The organism is Scytonema sp. NUACC21 (assembly GCF_054684315.1).
The window spans coordinates 207,284-225,418 of sequence record NZ_BAAFZH010000099.1; the positions used below are offsets into that span (position 1 = coordinate 207,284).

The window sequence follows — 18,135 nt, forward strand, 5'->3', positions numbered from 1 at the left end:
TTTAATGTCGTTTCTAACTATCTAAATGTTGTGGGAGGTTTTCTGAGTTTTGCTCTGTGTTTTGTCGCTTTAGTGTTTGGCTTTCTCGGTAACTAGCGTCTATGCCAGCAGCAAGCGCATCTCGCAGTCTATCTAAAGTATCATCCCAATTTGAGCGTGCGTTTGCAGAAAGGCGGTCTGCCTGCATCTGGACACTTGTTGAGATATCTTCTGCCAATTCTGGTAAAGCACTGGCAGACTTTTTCAATATCTGACGAGTTTCGCGTCCTGTGCGAGGAGCAATGAGTAACCCAGTTAAGGTACCAATAGTAGCCCCTAGCATCAAACCGCCAATAAATAATCCAGAACGGTTGTTAGACATTTTTGTTGTTTTTCTCCTTATACCCATTCTATGCGGGTTTCCACGCTTTGCAAAACCCTAACTTTATCTTTACGTTGACAAGGTGTTCAACAAAAAGGTTGCTTTTGTTTTTTCTATGTTTTTTAGATAACGCTATACAGTGATAATTCTACTGAAGTTTTGCCAATCTGAAAATGAATTTAGTTTTGTTTGTTCATTGTTGATTTCTGAGTTCCCTTTTTTACAGAGATTTTTCTGAAGCGGAAAAAATAGCGACGCCAGATTTGCTGCCCAAAAGCGATCAGGCTAAATATTTGCCGCACTTGCTGAATTTGTAACCGCATTGGTTGGTTTTGGCGTAGGTTGTGGATGTTCCGCTGACCTATGGTAATGGCTTCAGGCGCTTTGTATAGCACGGCATGAGTGGTACGCTCAGCAGCTGTGAACATATTAGTAATCCTCACTAGTTGTCGCTTGAGTAGCCACATTCTCCAGGCTACATAGAACAGTGTCAAGGATATGAGTATATTGATTGCGACAACAACTGTAACCATAACTTACCTTTTGCACCCTTTACTGGTTTACCAGAATTCTTCTGTTTCCTGACTTGGCTCTCACTCAATTACGTCATGTCATTCACGATTGTAATGGTTGAATTTTGCTTTAAATCCGTTGACCCAGCACTTAAAAGTAAAAGGGAATGCTGAATCGGGACTGCATTTGGTGGGGACGGCTATCCAAATGAGTAGAAAGCGATATAATATAGAGTTATCCCAAAAATACCGATTTTTCTGGGGATTTGGCTAAAATATGACTGAAAATTCTATATTATTAACCAATATCAAGTTATAACTAGATATATTAAAATTTCAATAACACTTGTGTCATGTTGTACATTCACGCCGGAAGCCAACGCTGGAATTGTGTATTCTGAAAACAGCTAGGCTAATGTTTAAATGGAGGTCGAATGACTCCTATGATGATGCGTCAGCTTTGGTCTTTGGTAGAAACCACCCAAGCTAAGACGCTTTTGCAGCTCGATGATGCCAGTTTGGTGCAATGGTTGGTAAAGCAAATCAAAACCCAAGCTCTGTTAGACTGTCGTGAAACCGATTTCTTGAGCGACTATATCAAGTCTCGGCTAACGCTGATTCGCGATATTGCTCAAGAACGTCAGTATTCTTAAAAGTCAATAGTCAATAGTCAACCGTAAATGGTCAAGGGTTGACAGCTACTAAACTATGGACTATGGACTCTTGATTTTGGATAAATGACTGGTGGGCAAATAACCCTCTATCAAGCAATCGGAACCAATTCCGCGTATCTCTACACGTTCTAATGACAACGCCTCAGTCATCGTGGTGAAGCCAAGGTCATCTACAGGTGTAGGAGCATTGTTACCACCAATGATTTTAGGAGCGATAAAGGCAAGTACTTTTTGCACTGTTCCTTCGGCGATCGCACACGCTGCTAAGGCACCGCCGCACTCCCAAAGTACACTGCAAAAACCCCGCTCATATAAGTAAGCCATTGCGCGGCTAGGTGTGAGTGGTGTTAATTCCACCACTTCCACCCCAAGCTGGCATAACATTTCTTGAAAACTAGGGTTAGCGCCTTTTTCGGTTAAGACTAAGGTTGGAGCCTCAGAAGTTTGCCATAAGTGAGCTTTTTCAGGTAATTCGAGACGGCGGCTCATGACTACGCGCAGAGGATTGTGCGCCCCCTCTTGATGGCTGGTAAGATAAGGGTTGTCGTACCTGAGAGTATTGCCACCGACAATCACTGCATCGCAAGCTGCTCTCAGTTGATGGACTTGCTGGCGGGCAGTTTGGTTTGTTATCCAAGCGCTGTGACCTGTAGAAGTGGCAATCTTACCATCTAAAGTCATGGCATATTTCAAAATTCCAAAAGGTCGCTTGTAAAGAATCCGATGTACAAAGCCCTCATTTAATTTCTGACAAGCTTCTTCCTCAACTCCGACTACGACTTCTATTCCTGCGGCACGCAAGCGGGCAATACCACCGCCCCCTACGAGTGGGTTGGGATCGACCATACCGACCACCACCTTAGAAACTCCCGCAGCAATCAATGCTTCCGAACATGGGGGAGTGCGTCCGTAGTGATTGCAGGGTTCGAGACTAACATAAACAGTAGCCCCACGAGCGAGGTTCTCCTGTGACGAAGTTGCACCAAACCCGGCAGCTTTGAGAGCAAAAACTTCTGCGTGTGGTTCACCAGCACGAGGATGAAATCCCTCTCCTACGATCTTCCCATCCTTAACAATGACTGCTCCCACCATAGGGTTTGGAGAGGTTCGTCCTAATGCACGGCGGGCAAGTTCCAAACACCGTTGCATCATAGCCCGGTCAAAATCAGTTCCTATCGTTGGCATAGCTTGTGAATTTTGCCCCAATTCTAAACCTACTTGATTATGCTCGGTATTTAGGTCGCTTGACGCAACCTGATTACCCCAAAATTCATGAGGACAGTCGCATACAGGGGTTCCAAGCGTTGAGGGAACTGTCCGTCCCACGCTTCCGCTTCGCGGTAAGACGTGGGGCTTCTTTTGGTTTTAGCTAAAAATTTATTTTATAACCTGCATTGAACAAGTTACCTTAGACCGTTGAGCGTTAACAGCTAAGAGTTAACACAAAAAATTTAGGAGTGAGAAACCACAAGTGCAAGCTTGCGATTCCTCACTCCTCACTCCTGCCTGGGAATATAAATCCAGGTTATCCACACTCCGCCCAATCATTAGTTAGGAAGCAAAGCCTTGCTTTCCATAGGGTTAGTGGTTAATGAAAGACCACTAACCACTAACCATTGTCCAGTTACTTCAAGGTTGTTCTGCTTGCTTGAGCTGCTGCCACCAACGATTCAGAGGAAAATAGACAACTGGTGCCCATAAACTACTGAGAATAGCAGAGGCCAAGGCGACTCTTTGGAAATAATTCCAGATATCTGCTGCCATTGCGTCACCCATAAAAGTCAATTGCGATGCAAAAATTGTTTCTGCTAAGACTGCCATACCGAATACAATTAAGGCAATAGAAATAAAATCCTCTTCAATAAAGCGCTGTTTCTGAAGCATTCCAGTCAGACCCCCAACAATACCCAAACTCAAAGCATGAGTTGGGTCTGGTGATGTCATTGCATCCTGTAGCAGCCCCAAAACAATCCCAGCACAAGCGCCCTCAAAGGCTGTGCGCTTTACGCTCCAAGCAACTACCCAAATCACAGTCCAGTTGGGACCGATCCCCAACAATTCCATACCGGGAAAACGGGTAGGTAATATCATTAAGCATAATAATACAGAGCCAAAGGTTACCCCCCAGTCAACGATTTGACGCACGAGGGGATTCCAACGAGAGAGAGGAGTAATTTGAACTCTGGATCTTCGCCTTTGTGATTTTGGCTTTTTCTGCCTGCCACCATTGAATTGTGTCAACCGCATTTTTAATTAGAAGATTTTTCTGATTGTTTATTTTCTGGGGTAGGGTTTTCCAACTGTACGTTTTCAGGCTTGGGATAAACTGCTACCCAATCTAAAGAGCGTATTGGAGGGAAAAGTTCTACTTTGGCGACTGATGCTGGAAGTTTTTTCAAATCCAGCGACTTCACCCGTCCTACAGCTAAACCTGATGGAAATTTTTGACTGTAGGTAGATGTAGCGACTAAATCTCCGGGCTTAACGTTTGGGACTTTTTCATAAAACTCCAGCACTGCATCAGCAGAAGCATCTCCGCGCAATACTCCTTTAGCGCCGGTACGGGTAATTGTTACACCAACTTGGCTCTTAAGGTCACTGATTAACAGCACGCGACTGGTATTGGGAGTCACACTTTCTACCAGACCTACTAACCCGCCATCAGCCTTAACGACATAACCTTCCTTGATTCCCGCGCTAGCGCCGCGATTGAGAGTCACTTGTTTCCACCAGTTGTCAGCACCGCGACCCACAACTCTAGACGGAATTGGGCGTGCTGAAATTGGCTCTTTTTCTACGTATCGCAATAATTCTTTTAATTTTTTATTTTGGCTTTCCAGGTCTTGTATGCGGGTTTGAAGTTCTAATACCCGAGGAGTTTCCCCCAATTGTTCCTCTGGAGCTGGCGCTGTTTGCAACATCTGGAATGGACGGGTAATACCCTGGTAAATTTCAAAAAGAAGTGCACCTTGAGTTTGTCTGAGTACCCAAGCACTAGTGAGTACTAAACCTAGCAAACCAATCTGTAAACCTCTACGCTCCCACCAGCGACGTGCTGTAAACATAATAACCTTTTGTCATCGTAATTTTACTTAAGATCTAGAATTCTATATCTATTCTATAGATATAGAACCCAGTATCTAAAAATCCCTTATTTTACATATTACGAGAACGACCGCTAAAGACCCGTTCCAATTGTTTGAAGTTTTCTAGTACCCGTCCTGTTCCAAGAACAACACAACTCAATGGATCGGCAGCAACGTGTGTTACTATACCTGTCTCATGACTAATTAAGGTATCCAATCCTTTTAGCAACGCTCCTCCCCCTGCTAGCATAATTCCTCGGTCAATAATGTCGGCTGCTAGTTCCGGAGGAGTACGTTCTAGGGTTCGCTTCACTGCTTCTATAATGACTGATAGTGGTTCAGACATACTTTCGCGAATTTCTGGTCCTTTGATGGTCACAGTTCGCGGTAAGCCAGAAAGCAGGTGTAAGCCTCTGACTTCCATAATGGAATCATCATCATCATGAGTGGGATATGCCGAACCAATACGGATTTTTATGTCTTCAGCAGTCCGTTCACCAATCACTAAGTTATGAACTTTCTTCATGTACTGCACGATCGCTTCGGTCAGTTCATCTCCAGCAATGCGTACTGACTCGGAAAGTACCGTACCTTGAAGACTTAACACAGCGACTTCTGTTGTGCCACCACCAATATCAATAATCATGTTGCCAGTTGGTTCTGCTACAGGTAGCCCAGCCCCAATGGCTGCAGCAACTGGCTCATCAATTAAATAAACTTCTCGTGCGCCAGCTTGAGTAGCAGCATCCATAACAGCCCTTCTCTCTACCCCTGTGACGCCGGAGGGAATACCTATGACTATACGGGGTAGGACGAGAGCTTTGCCTTCGTTAACTCGCTGAATAAAGCTTTTTAACATCAGCTCGGCGGTATCAAAGTCAGCAATTACACCGTCACGTAAGGGACGCAGGGCAATGACATTCCCTGGTGTCCGACCGAGCATTTTTTTTGCCTCTTCTCCTACTGCCAGTGCGACTTTCTCGTTTTGATCGATCGCGACTACCGAAGGTTCTTGAAGAACAATTCCTTTACCTGATACATATACGAGGGTGTTGGCAGTACCGAGGTCGATACCCATATCCCGCGATAAGGAAAATTTACTAAAAAGACCCACGCGTCTCTACGCCCCCTAATTATTATACTTTTAACAACAACCGTAAGAGTGAATCGTGCTGGATTCTATTACGTTTTTTGACCTGAGTCTAGTAAAGCAGAATATGTTTTCATATATTTTTTTTAATTCTTTAACCAGCCCCAAGCTTCTACTGTTTTATATTCTCTTGCTTCACATGTGTATCCGTATGGTTTTGTAGTTTGAACAGATTATTTTTTCTCGTTTATCTCAGTAATTTTAATTGTTATTTATTTAACATCTCCCTATCTATAAGCGCAGTAATTCGCTATTATAGAAGATCGATGAACAAGTACATCCGTACTGGAGAGTAAAATTTATGAGCATTAATGTTGTCACCCTCATTGGTCGTGTAGGTACCGATCCTGACATAAAGTTTTTCGATTCTGGTAAAGTCCGATGTAAACTGTCATTAGCTGTTAACCGACGCACAAGAGAAGGCGAACATACTGACTGGTTTAATCTAGAATTATGGGGAAAAACGGCAGAGATAGCAAAGAATTACGCACACAAAGGTAAGCAAATTGGCGTTAAAGGTTCTTTAAAGATAGAGCGTTGGAGAGATGAGAGAACGGGAACAAACCGCTCCACTCCTATTATCGTAGTCGATCAACTAGATTTATTGGGTTCCAAGCGGGATGCAGATGATGCTGAGATAGATATGAACCCTGATAATTTTTAAATGGGTTAGTAGTTAGCAGTTAGTAGTTAGTAGGAAAACTACTAACCACTAACCACTAACTAATAACTAATTTGTAATGTCACTGTAGCTTCAACCTGTTGTTCTCCACCAACTACAGGAGTCGAAGGAGCTTGGTCTGCTAGTTTAGCCAACTCCGCACGTATCAGAGGTCTGGGTGGCGGTACTGGAGCGCTCGCTCCATTGACTTCAATACTAACGACTTCTTTAGCTTGAAAACCTAACGCACTCAAAACAGCAGTAGCTTGTTGTTGTGCATCTTGAGTAGCTTCTTTGAGAGCTTGTTGTCGGGCAATAACAATTGCTTCATCACTGGCAACAAAACTAATGCCGTTAATTTGACTTGCCCCGGCTTTGACAACTTCGTCTAATAAACTACCAGCGCGATCGGTAGGAAGACGAAAACTGACAGTGTTAGTAGCTGCATACCCAGTGAGACGCTGTAAATTATTGGTATAGCTGTAGACAGGATTCAGGCTAATCCCAGTCGTCTGTAATTTCTCCACATTTCGACTTTTCAGAAGGGTTACCACAGCTGATGACCTGCGAGCTGCTTCCGTCTGAACCTCCTGTGCTGTTTTCCCCTGTACCTCAACTCCTAAAGTAATCTGAGATAGAGTCGTGGGAATCTCTTGTGAACCGCGACCGTTGACAGTCAAAGTTCGCAACATTCTTTGCTTTTCTTGTGCGAAAGCAGGTTGAATGAGGATAACACATAAAAGCAAAGCAATAGGTAAAGTTTTCCATAAGTTTCCAGCATTTAACTGGGCACCGGGCAGAGAAATATTCATTTTCACTCCTCAAAAATTTTAGATAAAGGTTCTACGACAAACCCGTACAATTTCCGTCCCTACATTGCTCCTTTTTCGCTCTAAAATTACCGATTTTTGTAGATTCTTGTTGGTAGGGCTATGCCGCACAACAAAGAATGATGGGTACTGTCCACCCTACGTCTATGTCTTTAGGTAATCTTTTGGCAGCAAGGGAGTGGAACCTGTTGTTACTCTGGCATCGATAAAGTCAAAAACCAGTGCAGTTACATTTTTAGAAACTAAAATTACGGGCTAATACATCGGTTTGGAACATTGGTACATCAGTCACCGTTCAACTAGGTCTACCGGGTAGGGTGTGGAGTGCGGGTTGAAGCCCTTAAATGGAAACGCAGGCGGACGATGAAGATGGGTAACTTGTTGCGCCTTCTTCAGCTATCTGTAGTGCTTGTGTCAGAGTCATACTGGCAGTACCTCCTACAATGAGCAGAAGAAATCAATGAATTTAATGTATTCCTTAGCCCAGATTATGAAAGTTGCTCTCAACAAACTTGTAAATTAAGGTAAGGGTTACTCACGACAACCAATGCAGTTAAACCTAACAACCAAATCCTTCCCATTACACCTGTTGGCAACCGCAACAGAAACAGCAGATAGTTCAATGGTTCTAGCCGCCGTACTGCTGAGTTTAGTCGTTATCTACCTTGCTAGTAAAGTTGGTGGAGAGATCTCCAACCGCATAGGTTTACCTCCGGTTCTGGGGGAACTAGTGGCTGGTGTAGTCGTTGGTGTCTCTGGGCTACATCTTTTAATATTTCCAGAAGGGGGAGCAGATGCTTCGACCTCTCTGATTATGACCTTCCTTGAAACTACGGCAGGACTGAGCCCAGACTCGGTTGATGCTGTTTTTACAGCACAGTCTGAGGTCGTTTCCATTTTGGCAGAACTGGGTGTTATCGTCCTGCTTTTTGAAATCGGCTTAGAGTCAAATATCAAAGACTTGATGGCAGTTGGGATTCAAGCAGCTATCGTCGCAATGGTAGGGGTCGTTGTCCCCTTTGTTGCTGGTACGGTGGGCTTGATGTATTTGTTTGGCATTCCAACTGTGCCCGCAATTTTCGCTGGGGCGGCTCTCACTGCTACCAGTATTGGTATCACATCTAAAGTCCTGTCGGAATTGGGACGTCTCAATTCCAAAGAAGGACAGATTATTCTGGGTGCTGCAGTTATTGACGATGTCCTAGGGATTATTGTTTTGGCAGTGGTGGCAAGCCTTGCTAAGGAAGGCACGGTGGACATAGGGAAAGTTGTTTATTTGATTATCAGTGCCAGTGCTTTTCTCCTGGGGTCAATAGTCCTGGGTAGCGTTTTTAGTCAAACTTTTGTCGCGATCGCTAAAAAGTTAAAAACTCGTGGTGAACTGGTTATACCAGCATTTACCTTTGCCTCTGTAATGGCGTATCTTGCTGCTGTCATACAGTTAGAAGCCATTTTAGGTTCTTTTGCTGCTGGTTTAGTTCTAGACGAGACAGACGAACGTGTAAAACTGCAAAAACAAGTCATTCCCATTGCCGATATCTTGGTACCTATTTTCTTTGTATCTGTTGGCGCAAGAACTGATTTAGGAGTGTTGAATCCGGCGGTTCCTGCAAATCGGGAAGGTTTAGTGATGGCAATTTTCCTGATTACTGTAGCCATTCTTGGTAAAGTTGTCACCGGCTTGAGTGTGTTTGGTCAAAACCAAATTAACCGTTTGGCAATTGGTGTTGGAATGATTCCTCGAGGTGAGGTAGGATTAGTTTTTCTTGGTATTGGCTCCTCAACGGGAGTTCTTTCAAAACCTTTGGAGGCGGCAATCATTATGATGGTTATCCTAACGACGTTTTTAGCCCCTCCTTTATTGCGATTTGTCTTCCCCGAACCAAACACGATGGCAACAGAAACCGAAAAATTAATTTTAGACGGTTCTAGTGTGAATTCTCTTGTAATTGGATCATCAGATGCAAAAGTTCCTTCACAAAATGATTATGAAAGTTTAGAGGCAAATACAGATGCAAGAGGAGATTAGATAAATAACAATCCTAAGTACAGTCACTTACTACCCCAGTGTCTGTACTTAGAGTCACACTTAGTTTTCCGTAATGACCACTTTACATCTATTACCCAGACAATGGAAACTTTTATCCCTAAATCCACGTCCTCAATGATTGATATTTTTAGGAGTTTATTCTAAAAACTGCTGACTTGTAGGTATGTTCTTTTTGTCATTCCATTCCTTCGCTCTCTAGTTTAACCCTAGGTATTTTTCTAGCCATTAATACAGTAGGACTTAAAAGTCAATACCACATTAGGAAACAGCAGCAAAAGGTTGTCAGTTCGTGCATCAATTGCCAAAAATTACACCACTCAACACATCCCTACCGATTCAAGTGTTACCTACAGGGATTGACTGCTGTTGAGAATGCTGGTTATCTCATTGTTAGTGTAATCTAGTGCTTTGAAAAATGGACTTTTTAAATGTTAGAACGGCATAGCACATAGGAAGGGGCAAGAACCGCATTTGACGCCCTTATTTCAATCCCTAGTAGGGATTCGATGCTTTCGGCATCAAAGCCAAGGTGTGGGCGGCGATGGTGTGAGGATGTGCCAACAATTTGAAATTTTGACGGTTATATCATGAATGCGAATCAGGAGAAAACACTGTGAAAATGCACTGGTTACTACCTGGTACCTTTGTAACTACTTCATTATTTATGCTGGCGTCGCCTGCTCAAGCAGCGAAGTTACAATCTTGGCGTTTTGATGCCAACCAAAACCGATTGGAAATCAATACCGAAGGCGGTGTTCAGCCTCAGGCGCAATTGATTTTTAACCCCACGCGTTTGGTTATTGATTTGCCAGGGGTAGAATTTGGGCGTCCGCAGTCCACTCAATCATATGGTGGTGCCATTCGCTCTGTTCGAGTCGGTCAGTTCGACAAAAATATTACTCGTGTCGTTGTAGAACTCAGTCCGGGTTATACCCTTGACCCCAAACAGGTGAAATTCGAGGGGAAATCTGCCAGTCGCTGGACGGTACAATTACCAACTCCACAAGTTGAGCAAATCGGAAGTTCCTCTGACAGCGAACCAGTTGTTGTCGCGTCTTCTAGAAATGTTTCAACCCCCAGAAATGTTTACAGCGTGGTCACAGTAGACTCGCAAGCAGAAAACAAACCAGAGTTCTCAAGACAAGTTGTGACTATCCCCGAATCTACAACTCAAATTGAGAGTCTGCAAGTGACGGGAGACGGTTTATTTGTCCGCACTAATGGAGAAAATCCAAAGTTTCAAATTATCCGCAGCCGCGATCGCGCTACTATTTTTGTTGATATTGCCGGTGCTACTTTGTCCTCCAATTTTTCACAGCAGGATGTAAATATTAATAAATATGGTGTAAATCGCATTGAGTTTAACCAGCTGCGAACAACACGACCCACCGTTCGGTTAACATTGCGGGTGGACAAGGATAGCCCTGATTGGCGGGTTAGTACGAGCAGTGGTGGTAGTAGCAGTGGTTTGGTCTTATTACCCAGTCGTTATGCAAGTAACCAGCCCAAGGAAAATAATTCTGATTCCTTAGGTGATACCCAACCCAGACCATCTGTGGGTCTACCAAGTAGCAATTCAATCGCAACAATTCAGTCGGTTGATATTGCTGGTACCCAACTGCTGATTAGAGCCGACCAATCTTTATCATCTGCTAACACGGGTTGGGATAGATCCTCTGGTTTCTACCGCATTACCATTCCCAATGCTAAATTAGCCCCTTCAGTTAAAGGTCCCAATTTTAGTGCCAGCAGCCCAGTCCTGCGGGTACGCTTGCAGCAGCAAGACTCCCGCACTGTTGTGATATTAGTTCAACCTGCATCAGGAGTACAAGTTGGACAGATCAACCAATCTAACAATCAAGTCATAGCTCTGAACTTACAACGCACGCGCACAGTTCTTCCCCCGATAGCTTTACCTCCTCTATCGCGACCCAATCCGCAACCCATGCCATCCGGACCCGTCGCCAGCCCCTTACCATCCCGAAACCCTCGTCTGCCTAATGGAAGAGTAGTTATTGTTGTTGACCCCGGACATGGCGGTCAAGACCCTGGTGCGCTTGGCATTGGAGGAATTCAAGAAAAAGATGTTATCTTGCCTATCAGCCAAAGAATAGCAGAAATCTTGCAACAAAATGGGGTACAGGCAGTGCTAACTCGGAATTCCGATTACTTCGTCAGTCTTCAAGGACGGGTTGACATGGCAGACCGGGTAAACGCTGATGTATTTGTTAGTATCCATGCTAACTCAGCAGGTGCTGGTCGTCCAGATGTTAGTGGTTTGGAAACGTACTATTATGATAGCGGTTTAAGTTTAGCTCGAATCGTTCATAGCAGCATTCTTCGCAGTGTCAATGTCAGAGACCGAGGAGTTAGGAAAGCTAGGTTCTATGTCCTGAGAAGAAGTTCTATGCCTTCGATTCTTGTAGAAACAGGTTATTTAACTGGTCGTGAGGACGCCGCTAAGCTGGGTAACCGACTGTATCAAAATCAAATGGCCGATGCGATCGCTCGTGGTATTATTCAATACCTAAAACAGAGATAACTTAATATGAAGTAGGTCGGTACTCATCAAAGATAAAAACCGTCCTTTGTGATTCGTCATTTGTCAAGCCCTTACCAGGGACAAAGGACTTTGGACAAATGACAGTTTTTATATGTGTAGTACCATTCCCTGTTCCCTTTTACTAGCCGCTTGATATCCATGCTAGTTTTCTGGCTTTCCGAACACACCCCAGATCTTCATACTAAAGGAGGCTGGGGGTTGTGAACTACCCAAACTGACCTGACGGTACAGTGTGGGCTTCCAACTTCACAGAAGAATGCCTCATCTTAGGCTTACGCCCTCGAATTGGTCTTACTTCCTCTCCATTGGCGTTAGCCTCTAGAGTCCCAGAGGAGGACAGTATTCTGATACCCTCTGCCGTCGTACTCCATCAACACAGAAGCGTAGTATTTACCCGATGGGCATTTACTCACGGTGACGGTTTTGATAGTTCCGTCAAGTGGTGAGTCCAGCTCTGAACCGTGTGCTTGGCACGAAAGTGCCATAGGAGGGTTTCCCTCCGCTCTTAACTGGCGAACCCGTAAGGGTCGGTGTATTTTCGCTTTGACCAAACCTAATGAACCTGGAAACTTTAAACAATCATTGACTTGTTGTACTTTCTGTGGATATTGAATTGATTGACGGTGGTACTTGGACTTGAATTTAGGATACCTTGCCCTACCTTCAAAAAAGTTTTGATAGGCACGGCTTAGATTCAGACTTACAGATTGTAAAACCTGTGAATAACACTCTCCCAACCATTCGGTCTCTTTATCTTTTTTGAGTGCGGGCAATAAAGAATTGAGTCCAGATTGAGACAAGCCTTTGCCAGTTGCTTTATAAGTTTCAATGCACTTGTTCAACCCATAATTCCACCACCACCGCGCACAACCAAAGTGTTGTGCAAGTATTTGCACTTGTCGCTTTGTGGGGTACAACCTGACTTTGACTGCTTGCCTTGTCATCTAAACTCCTGCGAACATCGACCTGTTACTATTATATGTTATTTACATTAACTTTATTCTAGAAAATTTGGTAACTCCTCATACATCTTTTCCCTCCCTTGCCTGCGGCAATAATTGGTCAAAGATGCAATCGTCCCCACCCGCAGGTAGCAATCCCATCACTGATTCGGGGTACTGGTGTGATTCTTTGGTTGTCGAATCACGGGGAAGCCCCCATCGACTCTACCAATGAGAGTGGGGGACGAGGGCGCGATTAAGTTAAATTTGTAGGTTTACTTTGGCAAAAAGTGTTCGTTTAAACAACAAATTGGGAATAATGTGTTGCATCACAGTTAACAGACTTGACGGGAAGGGATATGAGTACAATTATCAACTCCAGAATTTTTGAAAAATCAAGTTGTTGCCTTGGTCACCTCTCCAAATAAGACTATGAGAGAGAAAATAGGTAATTGACCCTTGAAGATAAACTCTTAAAAGCGACATTTTTAAGTGTTGCTACTGAGTTACAAGGATTTCCCACTCGCTATACCCAATCATATATATTTTTTCAGCTATAAAACAGTAGCGTCTATAAGTCCTTGGGACACCATCTACTTATGTGTGAAAATTGAAGTTTGCAGTATGAAATATGAAGTAAACTCTACAAAAAATTTATAGATTTTGTATCGGTTTGTACCACTTTTTTCATCTTTTATGCTTCATCCTTTAAACTTCATCCAGTAAGCATTAAGCGCCAACTTCCCTTGTACAATGACTTTTTTATCATATTGAGCGGTAACGGTGTGAGTATTTGCCGAAACTTTGGTATTTTGACAGATCTTATAAATAAGAATCAGGAGAAAAATTGTGAAAATAAATTGGCTGTTACCCGGTACTGTTGCAACAACTGCTTTGCTCATGGTTTCGTCGCCGGCTCAAGCAGCGAAACTACAAAATTGGCGTTTCGATCCCAATCAAAACCGATTGGAATTCATCACGCAGGGTCCTGTTCAACCCCAGGCACAACTTATTTTTAGTCCCACTCGCTTGGTTATTGATTTGCCAGGAGTAGAACTTGGACGTCGGCAGCTGATTCAGCCTATCCGTGGAGCCGTTCGCGTTATCCGGATTGGACAATTAGACGAGCGAACAACTCGTATTGTTGTAGAACTGAGTCCGGGTTATACCCTCGACCCAAAGCAGGTAAAATTCGAGGGAAAAAGCCCCAATCGTTGGTCGGTACAGTTACCGACGCCAGAAATTGAGCAAGGAGTTCCCTCTTCATTAAATGTTTATAGTGTTGTAAAGCCTAATCCCAACACCCCAGAAACAAGGGAATCTATCTCCAACACAAACGTTGCACTAACTCAAACAGAAACAGTTATTAATCGTGTCAATATTCGCAATCGTACCGAAGGCATAGAGCCAATTGCAAGAGAAAACGTTATTAGCCGTGCTAATACTGACAATGTCCCTGAGGGCATAACTCAAATTGAGAGCTTGCGCGTCACAGGGGATGGATTGTTTGTCCGCACCAACGGTGGCAATCCCCAGTTAAAAATATTTCGCAGCAATGACAAGAGCGCTATCAATATTGATATCTCTGGTGCTGTTTTATCGTCTAATCAACCGCTGCGCGACATACCCGTTAACAAGCACGGTATCAGACACATCGAATTCACCGAACTAAGACGTGACCTTCCCGGTGTCAGAATGACGTTATGGGTAGAAAAAGATGGTCCCGACTGGCAGGCAAGCCTTAACCCTGGTGGAGGTTTGGTGGTTTTGCCAAACTCCAATGGAGTGAGAGTGTCTGAGAACAATCCTGAGAATACTTACAACAGTAACTGGAGCCGCAACTCAGAAAATAACTCAAATTCTTACGAGCGATCGCGTAACTCTCTGTCTACAATTCAATCTGTGGAACTTTCTGCTGCAGGCACACAACTGCTCATTAGAGGCGATGGTCCTTTGTTGTCTATTGATAGTAACTGGGATAAATCTTCTGGTTTTTTCCGCATCACAATCCCCAATGCTCAATTAGCAACGCCAGTTAAGGGGCCAAATTTTGATGCAAGTAGCCCTATTCTTCGCATACGACTGCAACAGAAAGACTCCCGTAATGTTGTGATGTACATCCAACCAGCACCAGGAGTCCAAATTGGTCAACTCAACCAACTAACCAGTCAGCTTTTGTCTTTGCAATTGCGAAGGAGTCGTTCGGTCACCTCTCCATTTTCTTTGCCGCCTCTAACACGATCCATTCCACAACCGATGCCATCAGGTTCAATGACAGTGAATCCCAACTATGGCTCACAGCCACAACCACGACCAAGGGTTCCCAATGGGCGAGTTGCGATTGTTGTTGACCCCGGACACGGTGGTAAGGATTCTGGTGCTCCCGGTCTTGGAGGATTGCTAGAAAAAAATGTGGTTTTACCTATCAGTCAAAGAATAGCAACAATTTTAGAGCAGAACGGGGTGCAGGTCATACTCACCCGTAATTCTGACTACTTTGTGGAACTTCAGGGACGGGTAGATATCGCAGACCGAGCAAATGCCGATTTGTTTGTGAGCATTCACGCTAACTCTATTGAGGGTCGTCCCGATGTTAATGGGTTAGAAACGTATTACTATGACAGCGGTTACAGTCTGGCTCGTGTCGTTCATAATTCTATTCTTGAAAGTATCCCAAGTCTGAAAAACCGAGGGGTACGAAAAGCAAGGTTCTATGTCTTAAGAAAGAGTTCTATGCCTTCGATTTTAGTAGAAACAGGTTATATGAGCGGTGTAGAAGATAATCCCAGGCTGGGAACTGCTGAATACCAAAATCGCATGGCAGAAGCAATTGCTCATGGTATACTTAGATACTTAAGACAAAGATAGTGGTTAGTAGTTAGTGGTGAGCCGAGTCCTGTAGGCTGGTTTCCCGCCTTAGGGAACTGGCACAAATTCGGAGCGTCTCCGTCAGGAGATACCCGCAGGGTTAGTGGTCAACAAAGAACGACTAACGACTAACGACTAACGCATTCTTGTATTTTTAATCTAAAAACTCGAATCAATATTTGCTTGTGATTCCAAATTCTATTTTTCCGGGCGAGCTTGATAATTTTGCTAAAGAGCCCCAACGTGCCCCAATTGGCATTTTTGACAGTGGTGTAGGTGGTTTAACGGTACTGCGACAACTCTATCGGCAACTCCCCAATGAATTCATTATTTATTTTGGGGATACTGCTCGACTTCCTTACGGTATTCGCACGCCAGGAGAAATTTTACAGTATGTACGTGAAATCCTTGACTGGATGCAACAGCAGCAAGTCAAGATGGTGATTATGGCATGCAATACCAGCTCTGCTTTAGCTCTCGAAGCAGTGCGAGAGGAATATCCTTTTCCGATTTTGGGAATTATCCTACCCGGAGCAATGGCGGCTGTTGAGCGTGGAAAGCGTATTGGTGTGATTGCTACTCCTGCAACTGCCAAAAGTAATGCTTATCGACGTGCTATCCTAGAAATAAATCCCGAAGTTCAAGTCTGGCAGGTAGGCTGTCCGGAGTTTGTGCCACTTATTGAACAAAATCGCGTTCAAGACCCCTACACCTTAGAAGTGGCACGCTCCTATTTAGAATCACTGATACAGCATCAAATAGACACTTTAGTCTATGGCTGTACTCACTATCCCCACCTCGCACCAGTCTTGCGATCGCTCCTCCCTTCCCATGTAAAACTGGTCGATCCTGCGGTATATGTCGTTGCTGCTTGCGCCCAAGAATTAGAGGTGATGGGCTTGAGAAACACCTATCCACCCATGCCGACTCGCTTCGCCGTGAGTGGTTGTCCTCAACAATTCGCCCAATCCTGCTTGCAACTGATAGGATATACTCCAACAGTTGCGGCTGTTTGCTTGGCTGATGCTGTAATTAGTCAATAGTCAATGGTCATTAGTCAAAAGTGTTTGCTCTTGACTCTTGACTCTTGACTCCTGACTCTTGATTAGTGTACGCTAGTAGCCTCGGTAACATTTGACGTTACTATCACCTCCTGCTTGTTTCCTTCCTTAGAGGCTACGGTAGAGTTTGCAGGAGATGTCTTATTTCCGGTTCTTTTTGCCAGTGCTAATAAGAGATAAACTGCTAACAAATAACCAGAAGCTAATATAAAAATCATCATAGGCATTTTTCCGTAAATCATCTTCTCTACCAGATTTCGTGTGCAAGGAGTATAAACTTAAATAAAGCGAGTAGAACCACAGCCACCAACTGTATGTGTAGTGGCTGTATTTCCATGTCAGGAGCGAGCGGTAGAGTTAAATAGCTCTCCGCGCTTGATTTGTTAGTATTTGTACTGCAGACTACACTTATAGCAACAGAGAATTTACTGTTAAACAGCAAACTCTACCTGCTGATTCAGCAGTCTACCCAGTCTGCATTATCTTGTGTGTACCTGACTTTGTCATACAACAAAGGCAGCACTTTTTCTTTGCTAGTAACTTATAACGTTTCCCCGAAAGGAAGCGCACGGCTCTAACCTTGAGGTTTACAATCGGGGCTGTTTACCAACGAATAGCTCCTTTGGTCAAAGCCCACGACACTCTATTCACTCACATCACCAGAAAACGAAAGCACCTCTTAGTGATTTTCTTTTCCGGGGTGAATATCTCAAAAATTTGAAATCCCTAGATTTTAGCGTAACACAACCGCCCTGACTTTTAAGCCAATTTTTCTGCTAAATTTGAAATTTTCTAGAGTAATTTACACTAGAGTCCGATACATTCTTCCTTACCTCCAGCAAAATATGTATAAATTTAAACATAAGAAAAGCAAATAACTCAAAAACTGTGTTGTCAAATTGACTTTTAGTAAAGTTTTAGTGAATTTACTGAATTCAGTAAACCAATAGCTCTTGCTTTATGTAAAGCATCTAGCTTGGATTCTAAAAAAAGTATGAAAAATAGCTTTTAGGTAAGAAGATATACTGAAAGCTTTTTCAGTATATTTTTCCAGAAAATTTGGACGAAATAATAAAAAATCAACGTTCAAAGTTTTTTGTTAGCCTTGCTATCTTAAGAATTGTAACAAGAAAATGATCGATCTTCGGATCGCCATACTCCTTTATCTCAAAAAAGAACTAGATTATCTTAAAATAAGTGTAGGATATGTAAACTTTCTTAAATAAAGCCCAGAGTCTGCCCATCCATGACCCCAGCCACCTCCCTCTTTTCCCAAGTGGAAGCCGACCTGCTTTTACTAGCAGACAATCTGAAACAGCTAGTTGGAAACGGTCATCCCATCCTTTATGCAGCAGCCGACCATTTATTTGGAGCTGGG

At 43.6% G+C, this 18,135-nt stretch carries 14 protein-coding genes and 2 pseudogenes; 7 read left to right on the top strand and 9 right to left on the bottom strand.

Annotated elements, in window-relative coordinates:
* Positions 1–13 precede the first annotated feature (13 nt).
* Together ACYRY3_RS31515 and ACYRY3_RS31520 are read right to left on the bottom strand one after the other, a co-directional pair.
* The gene (locus tag ACYRY3_RS31515; protein WP_460205599.1) at positions 14–361 is read right to left on the bottom strand and encodes a YtxH domain-containing protein; all 348 of its coding nucleotides are present in this window, start codon (positions 359–361) and stop codon (positions 14–16) included.
* 179 nt (positions 362–540) lie between these two features.
* The gene (locus ACYRY3_RS31520; RefSeq protein WP_460205600.1) at positions 541–789 is read right to left on the bottom strand and encodes a hypothetical protein; all 249 of its coding nucleotides are present in this window, start codon (positions 787–789) and stop codon (positions 541–543) included.
* Between the two features lie 518 nt (positions 790–1,307).
* Here ACYRY3_RS31520 and ACYRY3_RS31525 point away from each other — a divergent pair.
* Positions 1,308–1,526, top strand: a complete 219-nt coding sequence (locus ACYRY3_RS31525) for a hypothetical protein (RefSeq protein ID WP_460205601.1) — start codon at positions 1,308–1,310, stop codon at positions 1,524–1,526.
* A 60-nt stretch (positions 1,527–1,586) separates the two neighbouring features.
* On the opposite strand, the gene ribD is transcribed toward ACYRY3_RS31525, so the two are convergent.
* The 4 genes from ribD to ACYRY3_RS31545 form a co-directional block, all read right to left on the bottom strand.
* Entirely contained in the window at positions 1,587–2,732 is a 1,146-nt protein-coding gene (ribD, locus tag ACYRY3_RS31530; protein ID WP_460205620.1) for a bifunctional diaminohydroxyphosphoribosylaminopyrimidine deaminase/5-amino-6-(5-phosphoribosylamino)uracil reductase RibD, read from the bottom strand.
* Positions 2,733–3,176: 444 nt separating this feature from the next.
* A complete protein-coding gene (gene mreD / locus ACYRY3_RS31535) occupies positions 3,177–3,794 on the bottom strand; it encodes a rod shape-determining protein MreD (protein WP_460205602.1) in 618 nt (205 codons plus the stop codon).
* 2 nt (positions 3,795–3,796) lie between these two features.
* Positions 3,797–4,612, bottom strand: coding sequence for a rod shape-determining protein MreC (mreC, locus tag ACYRY3_RS31540; protein WP_460205603.1), 816 nt, complete (start codon positions 4,610–4,612; stop codon positions 3,797–3,799).
* Positions 4,613–4,703: 91 nt separating this feature from the next.
* On the bottom strand, positions 4,704–5,711 hold the full coding sequence (locus ACYRY3_RS31545) for a rod shape-determining protein (protein WP_460205604.1): 1,008 nt from the start codon (positions 5,709–5,711) through the stop codon (positions 4,704–4,706).
* 373 nt (positions 5,712–6,084) lie between these two features.
* Between ACYRY3_RS31545 and ACYRY3_RS31550 the strand changes: the two genes are divergently transcribed.
* Entirely contained in the window at positions 6,085–6,447 is a 363-nt protein-coding gene (locus ACYRY3_RS31550) for a single-stranded DNA-binding protein (protein ID WP_460205605.1), read from the top strand.
* A gap of 59 nt (positions 6,448–6,506) precedes the next feature.
* Here ACYRY3_RS31550 and ACYRY3_RS31555 read toward each other — a convergent pair whose 3' ends face one another.
* A complete protein-coding gene (locus ACYRY3_RS31555) occupies positions 6,507–7,256 on the bottom strand; it encodes an SIMPL domain-containing protein (protein WP_460205606.1) in 750 nt (249 codons plus the stop codon).
* A gap of 565 nt (positions 7,257–7,821) precedes the next feature.
* Between ACYRY3_RS31555 and ACYRY3_RS31560 the strand changes: the two genes are divergently transcribed.
* Together ACYRY3_RS31560 and ACYRY3_RS31565 are read left to right on the top strand one after the other, a co-directional pair.
* A complete protein-coding gene (locus ACYRY3_RS31560; protein WP_460205607.1) occupies positions 7,822–9,303 on the top strand; it encodes a cation:proton antiporter in 1,482 nt (493 codons plus the stop codon).
* Positions 9,304–9,937: 634 nt separating this feature from the next.
* A complete protein-coding gene (locus tag ACYRY3_RS31565; RefSeq protein WP_460205608.1) occupies positions 9,938–11,866 on the top strand; it encodes an N-acetylmuramoyl-L-alanine amidase in 1,929 nt (642 codons plus the stop codon).
* A 377-nt stretch (positions 11,867–12,243) separates the two neighbouring features.
* Here ACYRY3_RS31565 and ACYRY3_RS31570 read toward each other — a convergent pair.
* A pseudogene (locus tag ACYRY3_RS31570) lies at positions 12,244–12,831 on the bottom strand (RNA-guided endonuclease InsQ/TnpB family protein); the annotation flags it as partial.
* 846 nt (positions 12,832–13,677) lie between these two features.
* On the opposite strand from ACYRY3_RS31570, the gene ACYRY3_RS31575 reads away from it, so the two are divergent.
* Together ACYRY3_RS31575 and murI are read left to right on the top strand one after the other, a co-directional pair.
* On the top strand, positions 13,678–15,696 hold the full coding sequence (locus ACYRY3_RS31575) for an N-acetylmuramoyl-L-alanine amidase (RefSeq protein ID WP_460205609.1): 2,019 nt from the start codon (positions 13,678–13,680) through the stop codon (positions 15,694–15,696).
* 185 nt (positions 15,697–15,881) lie between these two features.
* Positions 15,882–16,739, top strand: coding sequence for a glutamate racemase (gene murI, locus ACYRY3_RS31580; RefSeq protein WP_460205610.1), 858 nt, complete (start codon positions 15,882–15,884; stop codon positions 16,737–16,739).
* Between the two features lie 62 nt (positions 16,740–16,801).
* Here murI and ACYRY3_RS31585 read toward each other — a convergent pair whose 3' ends face one another.
* Positions 16,802–16,999: a hypothetical protein gene (locus ACYRY3_RS31585; RefSeq protein WP_460205611.1), complete on the bottom strand. Its 198-nt coding sequence runs from the start codon at positions 16,997–16,999 to the stop codon at positions 16,802–16,804.
* Between the two features lie 1,004 nt (positions 17,000–18,003).
* Here ACYRY3_RS31585 and ACYRY3_RS31590 point away from each other — a divergent pair.
* Positions 18,004–18,135 (top strand): annotated as a pseudogene (locus ACYRY3_RS31590) (solanesyl diphosphate synthase); the annotation flags it as partial.

Bases quoted from the DNA above. Each gene is read 5' to 3' on its own strand.
- ACYRY3_RS31515 (WP_460205599.1), bottom strand. From the start codon at position 361: ATGTCTAACAACCGTTCTGGATTATTTATTGGCGGTTTGATGCTAGGG.
- ACYRY3_RS31520 (WP_460205600.1), bottom strand. From the start codon at position 789: ATGTTCACAGCTGCTGAGCGTACCACTCATGCCGTGCTATACAAAGCG.
- ACYRY3_RS31525 (WP_460205601.1), top strand. From the start codon at position 1,308: ATGACTCCTATGATGATGCGTCAGCTTTGGTCTTTGGTAGAAACCACC.
- ribD (WP_460205620.1), bottom strand. From the start codon at position 2,732: ATGCCAACGATAGGAACTGATTTTGACCGGGCTATGATGCAACGGTGT.
- mreD (WP_460205602.1), bottom strand. From the start codon at position 3,794: ATGCGGTTGACACAATTCAATGGTGGCAGGCAGAAAAAGCCAAAATCA.
- mreC (WP_460205603.1), bottom strand. From the start codon at position 4,612: ATGTTTACAGCACGTCGCTGGTGGGAGCGTAGAGGTTTACAGATTGGT.
- ACYRY3_RS31545 (WP_460205604.1), bottom strand. From the start codon at position 5,711: ATGGGTATCGACCTCGGTACTGCCAACACCCTCGTATATGTATCAGGT.
- ACYRY3_RS31550 (WP_460205605.1), top strand. From the start codon at position 6,085: ATGAGCATTAATGTTGTCACCCTCATTGGTCGTGTAGGTACCGATCCT.
- ACYRY3_RS31555 (WP_460205606.1), bottom strand. From the start codon at position 7,256: ATGAATATTTCTCTGCCCGGTGCCCAGTTAAATGCTGGAAACTTATGG.
- ACYRY3_RS31560 (WP_460205607.1), top strand. From the start codon at position 7,822: ATGCAGTTAAACCTAACAACCAAATCCTTCCCATTACACCTGTTGGCA.
- ACYRY3_RS31585 (WP_460205611.1), bottom strand. From the start codon at position 16,999: ATGATTTACGGAAAAATGCCTATGATGATTTTTATATTAGCTTCTGGT.